Here is a 13,457-nt window from a genome sequence, read left to right as displayed (position 1 = left end):
TCACCGGAGCCGAGTCGGGCAGCGTCCGAGCTGCAGTTGGCGGGAAGGATCGACAGTCCCCGTACGTTGAGAAGAGGTAATGGACAACGATCTCTGTGCCCCCACTCGACTGTGGACGCCCTCGCGTGTCCTGGTCACCCGGTCTGCGTCCGAGCTTCCCCATACCGCGGAGATCATCCGTCGATGCGAAGCAGCCGGAGTGACCGAGATCGATGTGTTGCAGGGGGACCGTCTGACCGGCCTGCGCGGTGAGTCCGAGCGGGAGACCTATGCGCGTGCCAAGACGACGATGGCGGTGGTGGTGGCACCACCGAGTGTGCTGAAGCCACAACCGATTCCGCCGAGTGCAGATTGGCGTATCGATCTGGCGAAGGGGTGCCCGGCGCACTGTCAGTACTGCTATCTGGCGGGCTCGTTGTCCGGGCCTCCGATCACCAGGGTGTTCGCCAACATCGACGACGTCCTGGCCGGTTTCGGCACCCATGCCGGCCGTGGCACCATCACCTCCGGGACCGAGGAGCGTGGACACGAGGGCACCACCTTCGAACTGTCCTGCTACACCGATCCTCTGGGGATCGAGCACGTGACGGGATCACTCGCCGAGGCCGTACGCAGGGTGGGTGCAGGAACCTACGGCGACGACGTGTCGCTGCGTTTCACCACAAAGTTCGACGACGTCACCGAGTTGGTGACGCTCGATCACGGGCGACGAACCCGAGTTCGACTGTCGGTCAACGCCGATGACATCGCCCACCGATTCGAGGGTGGAACCGCGAGGATGCCCGCTCGAATCGAGGCGCTGAGACGGTTGGCTCTCGCCGGATATCGAGTGGGGCTGACGATCGCTCCGATCATGCCGATACCGCAGTGGCGCGAACAATACGGTCGACTGCTCTCGAACGTCGCCGACGCGGTGCACGATGTCCCTCATCTCGACCTGACTGCCGAGATCATCACCCATCGATTCACGCCGTCCAGCAAGGACGTGCTGTTGAGTTGGTACCCGGGGACCAAGCTCGAGATGGACGAAAGTGCCCGCACAGCAAACAGAAACAAGTTCGGCGGCGTGAAGTACGTCTACCCCAAGGACACGATGACCGAGATGCGCACATGGTTCGTCGAAGAACTGGGGTCCGTGCTCCCCGACGCGCAGCTTCTCTATTGGACGTGACGAAGCCCGGCCTCCACCGGTGTGCGGTGGAGGCCGGGCTGCGAAAGAGGATGATTCACTTCATCTTTCCGAACGTGGCGTCGATGTCGGCCATCTCCATCTCGGCGGTCTGCCGAATCAGCTCTATGAGGTCGGTGTCCAGTCCCGGGGCGAACTCCTCCAGCCGCTCCGGTGAGATTTCCATCGGAACGCCTTCGGGTGCCTGGTCGCGCACGATCCGGTACGAAATGGTCGATCGCGCAGCCTTGTTGGCGGTCATCTCGTACATGCGGCACTTCTGCAGGCGACCGGTCGACTCGAGCATGAGGTTGTACATCAGGTCGAGGACCAGGTTGCCGGAGTTGTAGACGTAGCTACCGCTCCACGGGTTGCCGACGGAATCGACCGGCAGTGCCCCCTCTGCCTGCACTCGAACCCTGGGCCCCCTCTGCATGGCCGTCGTGCAGGCGATCTAAACCTTGCCCAGCGCCCGGTGACAAATCGGGCTCGTCGAGGTCAGTACCCACGACCCCATCGGATTTCAGGAGTGACATGGCAATTCTGACGTACAACATGCACGTTTCTCTCGACGGCTTCATCGAGAATTCCGCAGGCAGTCTCGACTTCTCCGTGCCCGACGAGGAGTCCCATCGATTCTCGAACCGGCAGACGGAGGCCACTACTGCCTTTCTGTTCGGGCGTCGACTGTACGAGGCCATGGAGGACTACTGGACGGACCCGCTACGAGCGGAGGGTGACGAGGTCGAGGCGGAGTTCGCGCGACTGTATGTGGACACCCCGCGGATCGTCTTCTCCGACACTCTCGATTCGGTGGCCGACGGGTGCCGGTTGGTGCGCAGTGCCGACGCTGTCGCCGAGGTCAAGCGGCTGAAACGCGAGACCGAGGGGACATTGGCCGTGGGCGGTGCCGCATTGGCGGAGTCGCTGGTCGACGAGATCGATCAGTTCGAGGTCATCCTTCTGCCGACCATCCTGGGCGGTGGCAAACCGTACTTTCCGGTCGGTCACCATCTCGACCTGACACTCGCGGAGCAGAAGGTGTTCGCCGAGTCGGGGTGGCTGTACCTGCGTTACAGCGTGTCTCGCTGACATCTCGCAGGTACGGGCCGGATTGAGATACCCTCGCGGCACGACACCGGCGGGTGGTTCGTCCGCTTTGTCGGTCCGGCCCACACCCAGCAGTTCAGACCCCGCGGAGGTCATCGATGCCGCACATGCCGCACTCCCACTCCGACGCGGACCCGGACGCGACCGACAGAGAGTCCGTCGTATGAGCGGTTGGCTCTGGGTCGTGATCCTGAACGCGATCACTGCGTCGGCGTATCTCGGGATCGTGCTGTTCATCGTTCGTGGGCTGCGTCGCACCGCCCAGCTTCGGAAGAATCGATTGGCGCTGGCAACCGCCGCCATCTTTACCACCTGCGCGGCTCACCATGTGTTGCATGCGGTTCACCTGCTCGCGGGGGCCGGGCACAGCGAACATGCAGGCGGCGGAACGATCGCGATCATGCGGGAGTCCATGGGCGGCGATCTGGATGTCGCAGTGACCTTGTCGACCGCGTTGGCGGGTGTTGTGTATCTCGGAATGCGCCGCTCCTACGGGCCACTGCTTCGCTCGCCGGCGATGTTCGACGATGCCAGTGAGGCTCGGTACCGTCAGCTCGCCGCGAATCTGCCCCACACGACGGTGTTCATCGTCGACCGTGACCTTCGATTCGTCCTGGTCGAAGGTGCCGATCTGGTCGCGGAGGGCTACGACCCGCACCGGATGGAAGGGAAGTTGCTCGAGGACACGGTGCCACCGGAGGTCTTCGCGCACGTCGCGCCGTACTACCGGGCAGCTGTCGCAGGGGAGGAATCCTCGTTCGATTCCGTCAGCGCCGGGACCGGAAGAGTCTTCCAGGTTCGAGCCCGGCCGCTGCGCGACGAGGCCGATGCCATCGTCGGTGCCATGGTGCTGTCGGAGGACGTGACGGCCGAGCGTGAGGCGCGGGCGGAGCTGGATCGTGCGCGAGCATTCCGGGACGCCGTGTTGACCGCGTCGCCGGATATCGCGACGGTCGTCGACGTCGACACGGGGCACCTGACGTGGGCGTCGCGCAGCCTCCGCTCGTTGATCGGTACCGCGACCGCCGGTGATCCGGAGGGGCGGCCCGGCGGAGATTCGACAGTCGACGGTGCCGAGGATTCGTCCGACATCGAGGTGCTTGTGGAGGACCTCGACATCGTTGCGGCGGCCGACCGGGCCGCTGCATCGTTGGCAGACGGGGAAAGCCTCACGACTCAGTACCGAGTGCGTGGCCTCGGCGGTGAGACCCGGTGGTTGTCGCGTCGAACCACGCCCTTTCGCCGGGGGCCGTCGGGTGAGGTGCTGCAGGTGCTTTCGGTCCTCCGAGAGGTGACCGACGTCGTCGAGGCCGAGCGTGCTCTCGAACGTGCGGCGCTGCAGGATCCGTTGACGGGACTGCCCAATCGCATGCTGCTGTTGGACCGGATCGGCTCTGCGATCGATCGGGGCGCGCGCACCGGTATCGCGGCGGTGGTGCTGTTCTGCGACCTGGACGGTTTCAAGAGCGTGAACGACAGCGGCGGACATGCTGCGGGCGACGCGGTGCTGGTCGAGGTGGCACGGCGTCTGCGCGCGATACTGCGAAGCGACGACTTCATCGCCAGGGTGGGCGGTGACGAATTCGTCCTGGTCCTCGACGCCCAGATGGACGACCCGGCCTCGGACGCGGACGGACTCGCAGGCAGCGTGGCCGCACGGATCAAGGCCGCGCTGGCCTCGGCCATCGAGTTCGAGGGGCGGCAGTACGAGGTGTCGGCGAGCATCGGAATGGTGCTGGCCCGCAGGGGTGCCACAGCTCAGGATGTGCTTCGGGACGCGGATTCCGCGATGTACCGGGCCAAGCAGAGCGGCAAGGATCGGATCGAACTGTTCGACGATTCGGAGGAAAAGGTCGCGTCCGCCGAACAGGCGATCGCGGGCACAGCACAATGAACGCATGACTCCAGCAGACCCCGGCAACTGGTGGACACTGCCCTCTCACCGATCGTGGCTCGACACCGAGTCGTCTCGACTTCTGGATTTCGGAACCACACTCGACCACCCCGCCGGTGGCGCGGCGTGGCTGGACGATCGCGGTAACCCCGACCTCGACCATCCGGCGCATACGTACATCACCGCTCGGATGGCGCATGTGCACTTTCTCGGGTCCGTGCAGGGCCGACCGGGTTCCCGCAGGAGAGCCGATCGCGTCTTCGACGGACTGTCGACCACGTTGCGGGACAACACGAACCGCGGCTGGTTCGAGTCCAGTGCCGACGCGACCTCGCCCGATGCAGTGAAATCGGCGTACACGCATGCCTTCGTGGTGCTCGCCGCGTCGGCTGCCACCGCGGTGGGACATCCACGTGGCCGGGAACTTCTCGACGAGGCACTCGATACCGTCGACTCTCGGTTCTGGGACGAACGGTACGGAATGTGTTCGGACACCTGGACTGTCGACTGGTCCGAGCTCGATCCGTATCGCGGCATCAACGCCAACATGCACATGGTCGAGGCGCTGCTGGCCGCCGCCGACGCCGGTGCGCCCGAGCTCTGGCGCGAACGTGCACTGCGTATCTGCGACAACGTATGTCGATGGTCCGCGGCCAACGAGTGGCGCGTCCCGGAGCACTTCACTGCAGAGTGGATCCCGCAGCTCGAGTACAACCGCGACGACGTAGCGAACCAGTTCAAGCCCTACGGTGCCACCGTCGGCCACGGCTTCGAGTGGGCGCGACTCCTCGTGCAGGCAAGTCTCGTTGCGGGCGGGCGGGACTACGTCGATGCGGCCCAGTCCCTGTACGACCGGGCTGCCGTCGACGGCTGGCAGCCCGGGCCCACCCCCGGGTTCGTCTACACCACGGACTGGACAGGGCAGCCGGTTGTCACGGGTCGACTGCACTGGGTGTTGTGCGAGGCGATCGGAGCTGCCGCGACTCTCGGACGCGTTACGGGAGAAGAACGGTACGGCAGCGACTATCGAACGTGGTGGGACGTTGCGGCCGACTACTTCGTCGACCGCGTCGACGGCTCCTGGCATCACGAACTGGACTCCCACAACGTTCCCGCGGCAACGGTGTGGAGCGGCAAACCCGATCTCTACCACGCCGTCCAAGCGACGTGGATCAGCCGATATGCTCCGAACACGAGCATGTTGGCTGCGCTGCAGCCCGATTCGGACTGACGAGTGCCACAGGCAGCGCAGACGCACAGATGTCAGTGCCCCTCCGCCACCAATCGATTGCTCACCGACCCGAGGTTGTCGATTTCCACACTCACGTGATCGCCCGGCTTCAGTAACAGCTGAGGCTTGCGGCGGTAGCCCACTCCGCCGGGCGTGCCGGTGAGAATGACATCACCGGGCTCGAGGGTGGTGAACGTGGAGATTGTTGCGATCAGATTCGGCACCGTGAACAGCAATTGCGACAGATTCGACTCCTGTACCTTCTCGCCGTTGACGATCGTGCGGATGCCGCAAGTCGCGAGGTCGACCTCGTCGGGGCAGACGGCATACGGGCCGAGGGGAGTGCTTGCGTCCCAAGCCTTTCCCTGCATCCACTGATGCGTCTTGTACTGGAAATCACGCATCGTGATGTCGTTGGCGACGGCGTAACCCAGAACGTGATCGAGTGCGTTCTCCTCGGTGATGCGCCTGCCCGCGCGTCCGATGATCACCGCCATCTCGCCCTCGTAGTCCACCTCGGAACTCTCCGGTGGGACGGCGATGTCGTCGTAGGCCCCGATCAGGCTGGAGGCGAACTTGGGAAACATCACCGGGTACGTGGGGAACTCGCGTCCTGTTTCGGCAATGTGGTCGCGGTAGTTCAGTCCGACGCAGATCACTCGGGCGGGGTCGGTGACAGCCGGGAGGACGCGCACGTCGCCGATCGGTAGACGCTCCCCGGTCAGGCGATCTGCCCCGGCAAGTGCCTCGAGCGAACTGGTTCGCCCGAGTGCGTCGATTCCCTGCAGCGGGATCAGCGAATCCCCGTCGACCTCGCCGACTCCGCGAATACCGTTGTGCTCGTAGCTGATGTAAGCCATAGCTCAGATCTCGCTTTCGCTCGTCTTGCGCCAGCTCGCCAGCTGTCCGCCCCACAGATTCACCGACGCGGGTACCGGACGCCACTGCCGCGTCACGTACGTAGCTCGGTCGTCGTGAAACTTCTCCATCTCGGCCGAGAGCTCGATGTGGTTGCCCGCCGGATCGTCGAAGAAGACGAACAGATTGTTGCCGGGGCCATGGCGTCCCGGGCCCCAGACGACGTCGACACCGATCTCGGTGAGGCGATCGCACCAGGACTTGAAGTCCTCCCACTCGGCGAGGTCGTAGGAGTAATGGTCGAGATCGCCGGGCACACCGTTCTCGACGACGGCCAGAGTGTGGTGATCGCGGTCGCTGCGCAGCCACGCGAACTTGCCGTCCTCGAGCTGATCGGAGATGCGGAATCCGACGGTGTCGACGAAGAACGAGACCATCTGCGCCACGTTGTCGGTGCCGAGAGTGGTGTGCTGGAACTTGATCGGGCGTCGTCCCGGATCGGCAGCGTTCTCACCCTGGCGCGCGACCGGTCCGTGGAAATGCACCGTGGTGCCGTCGGGGTCGGTCACCGAGATGCCCGACGGTGCGCCGACGGCATGGTCGAGGACGGACGGATCCAGATCCGTGACGTCGTGGCCGGCGTCCTTCAATCGTGCGGTGATCCCGGCGATACCGTCGGCATCACGAACCTCGAAGCCGTAGTGAGACAGTGCCTTAGGACCCTCGGTGAGGTCCAGAACGTGGTGTCCGAGGCCCCAGCCGAGGCGCAGGCCGCCGCCTGCGAGCTCCTCCTGCACGGTCAGGCCGACGGTGCGGCCGTAGAAGTCGGCGGTGGCGGCGACGCAGGGAACGGTGAATCCGAGGTGCGAGACGGCGGTCCGGCGCAGTGTGCCCACGGCTCTACCTTCCTGCAGTCTGTTCCGGGTGGGAGTGGTCATGTCAGTGATCCGCCTTTCGGGGCGTCGATGGGGTGGGGACGATGGCGTCGGTGTAGACGGTGATACGCACCCGGTCGCCGCGGGTGGGCGGTTCCAAGTGGCCGAGGAACACGCTGTGGTTCAACCACTTCCATCCTGGATCGGCCACCTCGAAGCGCGGGTTGGTGGAGCAGTACCAGTGGTCGATGTCGGCACCACCGCCGGCGAAGATGCGCTCCATGGTGGCATCGTCCTGGGTGCCCCAGCCCTCGTTGGTGACCATGATGGTCACGTCGTCGTCGGTGACGATCGTGTAGCGAGCCCACAGGTGGGTGACGCCGTCGGTGCGCACCAGGTTCCAGTCCGCACCGCCTGGCAGGATCGTCCCGGATCCGGCCGGTCCCTGGAATCGGCCGCCGGTGATCGGGATGACCCGACGCATTCCGTGTGGGGTCGACCCGATCACCACCGGGGGAGCCAGCTCGACGTCGAGGGTGAAGACGTGATGGAGAGTGGGCGTGGACATGTCACTCACCGGCGGGCAGCAGTCGCCCGGCCGTAGGTGATGCTGCCGCGTCGATCGGGGCAGCATCGAGTCCCCTGGGGGCTCCGCCGGGAATGACGAGGGCGATGAGCGCAGCCAGGACGGTGGCTCCGGCACAGACGTAGATGCCGATGTCGAGGCCGGTCTCGAGAGCCGTCCTGGCAAGTGGTGCAACCAGATCCGAGATCGGACCGAGGTCGGCGTTGGCCACCGCCAACGGCCCGCCCTGCTCTGCGACGCCGGATGCCACGCCCACCGCCTCGGGAGGGAGAGAACCGTCGGACAGGGTGGAGGTCAGGGTGGCTCCGGCAACTCCGAACGCCACGGCGCTGACGATCGCGGGCCCGAGGCTCTGCCCGGTCTCGCGAACGAGACTGGTTACCGCGCTGGCCATTCCGGCGTAATCGATGGCGACGGCTCCGACGGCGACGGCCGTCAGTGCGGTGAACATGGTGATGAAGCCGGTTCCGAGCAACAGGATCGGGCCGGTCATCGCGAGCAGCGAGGTGGAGTCGCCGGGTAGCTGAGCCATCCATATCTGACCGACGGCCAATGCCGACAGTCCGGTGACCAACAGGGTGCGGGCCGCGACGCGCATCAACAGGCGCGGGAGCAGTGGCGTGAGGAGCAGCGGTACGGCTTGGATGAGAGCGAACGGCAGTGCAGCCTGCAGCGGGCTGACGTGCAGGATCGCTTCGAGCTTCACGCTGAGCGCGTAGGCGGTTCCGATGAAGCCGAACATCGCGAGCAAACCGATCAGCGCAGTCGCCGCGAAGGCAGGCGTACGGAACAGCGCGAGATTCAGCATCGGGGTGCGCGCTCGCTGCTCGCTGACGACGAACGCGACGCCTGCGGCGACCGCGAGAACGAAGGCACCCACGATGACGGGGCTCGAATAGCCGTCCACGGAGCCCTGGATCACCGCATACAGCAGGGCGAGCAAGGCGACGGCGATGGTGATCTGGCCCGGCCAGTCGAGTCCGCGTCCGGCGGGATGACGTGAGTCGACGATCACCGCGGCGCTGACCACGGCGGTGACGAGACCCAGAACGGCGGGAATGGCGAACGACCAGCCCCAGCTGAAGTGTTCGGCCGCGAAGCCGCTGATCAGCGGAGCGATCATGGCACCGAACGCCAGGCTGACTGCCCAGAGAGACAGAGCGCGGGCTCGCTCCTGACGATCGGGGGTTGCCGAGACCAGCATGGCCAGTGACGTGGGAAAGATTGCGGCGGCACCGAGTCCGGCGATGGCCTGCCCGGCGATCAGTTGTGTCAGGGTTCCCGACGTTCCGGCGACGACGTCGCCGACGAAGACGAGCACGCCGCCCCAGACGAGCAGCCTCTTGCGGCCGAACATGTCGCCCAGTACGCCGAAATTCAGCTCGAGTATGGCGGTGGGGAGGATGAACGCGGCCGGGATCCAGGCCAGCGCCGCTGCGCTCGCTCCGAGGTCGCGTTGGATTACGCCGAGAATGGGCGCTGCGAGTGAGACGCCCATCTGGGCGACGCCGATCGCGAGGCAACAGGCGATGAGCGTGCCGCGATCCAGTTTCTGGTGGGTGGGGTTCATGGGTTCCTCATCCTGAGGGAATGTCCTGTAAAGCAGGACCACTGTTGTCTAATACGGGACAGTGTTCATGGCCTGGATCACAGCTGTCAAGGGCGAAGATCCGTTTGATGACACTGCAGTCCTGACAATCAGAACTAGGATGGAGACATGGCTCCTGAGACGAGTGGATACCGAGAACGCAACAGCACGGCCGACCGCGCGCTGATCATCCTGGGAATGTTCACCGAGGATCGCCTGCAGATCAGCGCCAACGATGTCGCCGAGGCCCTGGGCAGCGCGCGCTCCACGGCGTACCGATATCTGCAGACGTTGGTCGGCGCATCGTTTCTCGAGGAAGCTCCCAATGGCGGCTTTCGGTTGGGTGTCGCAGTACTCGAACTTGCTCGATTGGCCAGGCGCGGTTACGGATTGACGACGATCGCCCAACCCGTGATGCGTGAATTGGCCGACGAGGTAGGGGAAACCGTGTTGCTCACCAGGCTCGTCGACGACACGGCTGTGTGCATCGAGCGGTGCGAGGGGGCCAAGCAGCTGGTGCGCCTGAGCTACGAGCGTGGGAGTCGGCTGCCCATCAATGCAGGTGCGTCGGCGTTGACGCTCCTGGCCTGGCTGCCGGAGAAGGAGATCCGCTCGATCCTGGGTCGGCATGTGCTGCAACGCTTCACCGATCGGACGTTGACCGACGTCGATCGCCTCGTCGACCGCCTCGAGCGCATCCGCACCACCGGCTACGGCGTCACCGTCGCGGAGGTGGACCCGGATGCGATGGGCATCGCCGCACCCATCTTCGACGAGTCCGGTTCGGTGGCAGCGGCATTGAGCATCGTCGCGATCAGACGTCGTGTTCCGGAGGATCGGACCGACGTGCTCGTCACCGCAGTGCGGGCCGCGGCGGAGACTCTGTCGACGAGGCTCGCCGTCGTCAGCTCGTAACGTGTCCTATTTTATGGGACACCATTCCTATTTAACGTGATGCGCGCTACCTTGGTGGTGTGGACACGAGATTCGACACCCTCTACGACGTAGCGATCTGCGGTGCCGGTCCGGTCGGGATGACCGCGGGCCTGCTGCTCGCTGCACGAGGGCTTCGCGTCATCGTTCTCGAGCGTCGTTCGACGACGAGCGACGAACCCAAAGCGATCAGCATCGACGACGAGGCACTGCGCACCTATCAGCAGGCCGGCGTCATCGACCGAATTCTGCCGATCGTCGTGCCGGGCACCGGAACTCGCTACTACGGCCTCGACGACGAACCGCTCTTCCACGGTGGCGCGGAGAGCGCCTACCGACTGGGCTACCCGTTCAAGAACCCGTTCGCGCAACCGGATCTCGAACGCGTGCTGGCAGCGGCTCTGCATACGGCACACCATGTCACCGTACGGTTCGACACCGAGGTCACCTCGATCGTGCAGGACGCGGACGCCGTGGCCATCGAAGCGGGTGGACGCACGGTGCGCGCCCGCTACCTCCTCGGCAGCGACGGCGGACGATCCACGGTTCGAAACCTGCTGAAGATCGGCATGACCGGACGCAGCCATCCGGAATTGTGGTTGGTGGTGGACACGCTCGGCGACCCTCACATCGAGCGTTACGGAATGCACCATGCCGATCCGAGCAGGCCGCACGTGGTGGTACCCGGACTCGACGGTCGCTGTCGATACGAATTCCGCCTGTTCGACGGCGAGGGCACGGCCACCGACTCGCCACCGTTCGAGCTCATCGAAAGACTCGTCTCGCGCTACCGCCCGATCACACCCGCTCAGGTCGAACGAGCCGTCAACTATCGCTTCCACGGTCTCGTGGCCGACCGATGGCAGCTCGGGCGCTGCTTCCTGCTCGGCGACGCCGCACACATGATGCCCCCGTTCGCCGGTCAGGGTCTGAACTCCGGCATTCGTGATGCCGCGAACCTTGCGTGGAAGTTGGCCGGGGTGCTCGACGGCTGTCTGCACGAAAGCGTCTTGGCCACATACCGATCCGAGCGTGGCCCGCACGCCGCCGCGGTGGTTCGCGCGTCCGAGCGGTTGGGCCGGGTGGTGATGACGACCAATGCTCGTGTCGCGGCCAGGCGCGACGAGTTGGTCCGAGCCGCATTGGCCACCGAGAACGGGCGACGCTGGTTCGAGACCATGGCCTACCGCCCGTCGTACCGATTCTCCGACGGACTCGTACTCCCCGGCGACGACACCGGGAGTGCGATCGGGCAACCCCTGGCCTTCGACTCGGCGACCCGAACCATCCGCCCGCTCGACGAGATTCTCGGAACCGGTTGGGCGCTGATGGGAATCGACGTGCACGACGCGGGGGACTGGTCCCGTGCCCGCGGTATCGCGCGCGGCCTGCACGCCGTCGAGGCCGCAGTGCCCACCGATCGCACGGCACCGAGAATCGACGACGTCAACGTACTGCTCGACGTCGACGGTCGATTGGACGACGAGATGCGCACGTACACCGGCAGATTCGTTCTCGTCCGGCCCGACCGATTCGTCGCGGCCGCGTGGCTTCCGCACGAGGGTGACGACGTTCGAGCCGCGGTGGCGTCGTGGACCGGATCTTCCCCGAGCCCTTCCGAACTGTCCTGTCTCGAGACGAAAGGCGTCAGCTATGCGTGACCTACCCACCCCGCTCCCGACGACACTGGTCCGACGGACCGCGCCTGCGACTGCGCGCCACGAGGCGGATGTCGACTGGAACACGTCCAACAAGTTCCTGAACGGTCCGTTCGCGCCGTGGCACGAGGAGACCGAGGCATTCGACCTCGAGGTCATCGGGAAACTGCCCGACGACCTGGCCGGCGCCCTGTTCCGGGTAGCCGACAACCCCCGCTTCGAGCCGCTCGACACCGACCGCTACCACTGGTGGGAAGGCGACGGCGGAGTCGCCGGCACCTATATCCGCGACGGGAAGGCGTCGTTCCGGATGAAGTGGGTGCACACCGACACCATGAAGATCGAGGTCGAGGCCGGTGAAGCGTTGTACAGCGGTTTCGTCAACGGCTCGGGCAAGGCCAAGCGGGATCTGCCCGTTGGCGCACCGCCGTCCAAGAGCGTCGCCAATACCAACGTCGGCCTGTTCGCCGACCACCTGCTGGTGTACTACGAAGGCGGACTGCCGCATTCGATGGACCCCGAAAGCTTGGACACGCAGGGCACGTACGATTTCGGTGGCGCACTGGACATCCTGTGCACAGCGCACTACAAGATCGAACCGTCGACGGGCAACATGCTCTTCTACTCTGCCATCGGGCCGAATCTGACGTGGTACGAGGCCGATACCAGCGGCACCGTCATCGATACCGTCACTTTCGACATGGGCTGTCCGGCAATGGTGCACGATTACATCGTGAGCGAACACCTCGCGATCTTCCTGATCTCGCCCAACCAGTTCCGCCTCGACCGCATCATGGCGGGGCGGCCAGGGGTGCTCTGGGACGAATCGGCTACACCGAACGGCAGCAGGTTCGCCGTCCTCGACCGTCGAACCCACGAAGTCACGTGGTACGACACCGGCCTTATGCTGGCCCCGACGCACTTCTTCAACGCCCACGAAACTGCCACGGGAATCGTGGTGGACCTGCACGTCATTGCACGACTGGGCAATCCGGCCGACGATTCGGACGAGCCGATCGACTCGCATTCCTGGTTTCCGCCCGCGATGGCCTGGCGGTTCGTGCTCGATACCGCAACCAGGACGACCACCCAGCACATGCACAGCGGGGTGGCGGGCGAGTTCCCGAAGATCAACGACGCGTGGCTGGGCCAGGAGAATCGCTTCGGATACTTCGCCACCACCCGAAGCCTGTCGCCGCTGACCCTGACGGATGGGCTTGCGCGCCATGACTTCTCGACCGGACAGACGATCGTGCTCGAAGGACCGGACGGATTGACCAGCCCCAGTGAACCGGTCTTCGTTCAGCGTCGAGGCGCGAGCATCGAGAACGACGGCTACCTGCTGACCCTGTGGTGGAATCCGGCGTCCGGTCTGTCCGAACTATTGGTGCACGAGGCCGACTCGTTCACCCGCGAACCACTCGCACGCGTCAAGCTCCCCGTCCGAGTGCCGTTCGCATTCCACGGATCCTGGGCCGAGGCCGAGGTGCTCGACGCAGCGATCGCAGCCCAACCTCGACGAACGAAGAACACCGAGTAGGAAAGAGCAGGACTGA

At 65.1% G+C, this 13,457-nt stretch carries 12 protein-coding genes; 7 read left to right on the top strand and 5 right to left on the bottom strand.

Going from position 1 to position 13,457, the window contains the following annotated elements; translation table 11 throughout:
* Positions 1–79: 79 nt before the first annotated feature.
* Positions 80–1,171: a spore photoproduct lyase family protein gene (locus tag CH274_RS21760; protein WP_094658916.1), complete on the top strand. Its 1,092-nt coding sequence runs from the start codon at positions 80–82 to the stop codon at positions 1,169–1,171.
* A gap of 55 nt (positions 1,172–1,226) precedes the next feature.
* Here CH274_RS21760 and CH274_RS21755 read toward each other — a convergent pair whose 3' ends face one another.
* On the bottom strand, positions 1,227–1,580 hold the full coding sequence (locus tag CH274_RS21755) for a manganese catalase family protein (RefSeq protein ID WP_256993655.1): 354 nt from the start codon (positions 1,578–1,580) through the stop codon (positions 1,227–1,229).
* Between the two features lie 122 nt (positions 1,581–1,702).
* Here CH274_RS21755 and CH274_RS21750 point away from each other — a divergent pair, with 122 nt between their 5' ends.
* The 3 genes from CH274_RS21750 to CH274_RS21740 all read left to right on the top strand — a co-directional run bounded on the left by CH274_RS21750 (position 1,703) and on the right by CH274_RS21740 (position 5,403).
* Positions 1,703–2,260, top strand: coding sequence for a dihydrofolate reductase family protein (locus CH274_RS21750; protein WP_094658915.1), 558 nt, complete (start codon positions 1,703–1,705; stop codon positions 2,258–2,260).
* 181 nt (positions 2,261–2,441) lie between these two features.
* Positions 2,442–4,172, top strand: a complete 1,731-nt coding sequence (locus CH274_RS21745) for a diguanylate cyclase domain-containing protein (RefSeq protein ID WP_094658914.1) — start codon at positions 2,442–2,444, stop codon at positions 4,170–4,172.
* Positions 4,173–4,176: 4 nt separating this feature from the next.
* Complete coding sequence (locus CH274_RS21740) at positions 4,177–5,403, top strand: AGE family epimerase/isomerase (protein ID WP_094658913.1); 1,227 nt, start codon at positions 4,177–4,179, stop codon at positions 5,401–5,403.
* A gap of 32 nt (positions 5,404–5,435) precedes the next feature.
* Here the strand turns inward: CH274_RS21740 and CH274_RS21735 are convergent, their stop codons facing one another.
* The 4 genes from CH274_RS21735 to CH274_RS21720 are packed head-to-tail and all read right to left on the bottom strand — an operon-like array spanning position 5,436 to position 9,292.
* Complete coding sequence (locus CH274_RS21735; protein WP_094658912.1) at positions 5,436–6,263, bottom strand: fumarylacetoacetate hydrolase family protein; 828 nt, start codon at positions 6,261–6,263, stop codon at positions 5,436–5,438.
* A gap of 3 nt (positions 6,264–6,266) precedes the next feature.
* Positions 6,267–7,199 (bottom strand): VOC family protein, encoded by a 933-nt coding sequence (locus CH274_RS21730; RefSeq protein ID WP_094658911.1) that lies wholly within the window; start codon positions 7,197–7,199, stop codon positions 6,267–6,269.
* A gap of 1 nt (position 7,200) precedes the next feature.
* Positions 7,201–7,704 (bottom strand): DUF3237 domain-containing protein, encoded by a 504-nt coding sequence (locus CH274_RS21725; protein WP_218829234.1) that lies wholly within the window; start codon positions 7,702–7,704, stop codon positions 7,201–7,203.
* Between the two features lies 1 nt (position 7,705).
* The gene (locus CH274_RS21720; RefSeq protein WP_094646684.1) at positions 7,706–9,292 is read right to left on the bottom strand and encodes an MFS transporter; all 1,587 of its coding nucleotides are present in this window, start codon (positions 9,290–9,292) and stop codon (positions 7,706–7,708) included.
* 147 nt (positions 9,293–9,439) lie between these two features.
* On the opposite strand from CH274_RS21720, the gene CH274_RS21715 reads away from it, so the two are divergent.
* Genes CH274_RS21715 through CH274_RS21705 form a run of 3 tightly spaced genes read left to right on the top strand, consistent with a single transcriptional unit; the run spans position 9,440 to position 13,441 of the window.
* Positions 9,440–10,225 (top strand): IclR family transcriptional regulator, encoded by a 786-nt coding sequence (locus CH274_RS21715; RefSeq protein ID WP_045198486.1) that lies wholly within the window; start codon positions 9,440–9,442, stop codon positions 10,223–10,225.
* Positions 10,226–10,284: 59 nt separating this feature from the next.
* Positions 10,285–11,904: an FAD-dependent monooxygenase gene (locus tag CH274_RS21710; protein WP_256993654.1), complete on the top strand. Its 1,620-nt coding sequence runs from the start codon at positions 10,285–10,287 to the stop codon at positions 11,902–11,904.
* Positions 11,897–13,441, top strand: coding sequence for a carotenoid oxygenase family protein (locus CH274_RS21705; RefSeq protein WP_094658910.1), 1,545 nt, complete (start codon positions 11,897–11,899; stop codon positions 13,439–13,441). The genes CH274_RS21710 and CH274_RS21705 overlap by 8 nt, the downstream gene beginning before the upstream one ends.
* Positions 13,442–13,457 lie beyond the last annotated feature (16 nt).

Source organism: Rhodococcus sp. 06-418-5 (assembly GCF_002258285.1).
Taxonomy (GTDB): domain Bacteria; phylum Actinomycetota; class Actinomycetes; order Mycobacteriales; family Mycobacteriaceae; genus Rhodococcoides.
The sequence above is the reverse complement of the archived record's forward strand: the minus strand, read 5'-3'. Positions and strand labels throughout refer to the sequence as shown.

What these genes read in the sequence shown, in the direction of transcription:
- CH274_RS21745 (WP_094658914.1), top strand. Translation starts at nt 2,442, where the DNA reads ATGAGCGGTTGGCTCTGGGTCGTGATCCTGAACGCGATCACTGCGTCG.
- CH274_RS21705 (WP_094658910.1), top strand. Translation starts at nt 11,897, where the DNA reads ATGCGTGACCTACCCACCCCGCTCCCGACGACACTGGTCCGACGGACC.
- CH274_RS21730 (WP_094658911.1), bottom strand. Translation starts at nt 7,199, where the DNA reads ATGACCACTCCCACCCGGAACAGACTGCAGGAAGGTAGAGCCGTGGGC.
- CH274_RS21715 (WP_045198486.1), top strand. Translation starts at nt 9,440, where the DNA reads ATGGCTCCTGAGACGAGTGGATACCGAGAACGCAACAGCACGGCCGAC.
- CH274_RS21750 (WP_094658915.1), top strand. Translation starts at nt 1,703, where the DNA reads ATGGCAATTCTGACGTACAACATGCACGTTTCTCTCGACGGCTTCATC.
- CH274_RS21720 (WP_094646684.1), bottom strand. Translation starts at nt 9,292, where the DNA reads ATGAACCCCACCCACCAGAAACTGGATCGCGGCACGCTCATCGCCTGT.
- CH274_RS21735 (WP_094658912.1), bottom strand. Translation starts at nt 6,263, where the DNA reads ATGGCTTACATCAGCTACGAGCACAACGGTATTCGCGGAGTCGGCGAG.
- CH274_RS21725 (WP_218829234.1), bottom strand. Translation starts at nt 7,704, where the DNA reads ATGTCCACGCCCACTCTCCATCACGTCTTCACCCTCGACGTCGAGCTG.
- CH274_RS21760 (WP_094658916.1), top strand. Translation starts at nt 80, where the DNA reads ATGGACAACGATCTCTGTGCCCCCACTCGACTGTGGACGCCCTCGCGT.
- CH274_RS21740 (WP_094658913.1), top strand. Translation starts at nt 4,177, where the DNA reads ATGACTCCAGCAGACCCCGGCAACTGGTGGACACTGCCCTCTCACCGA.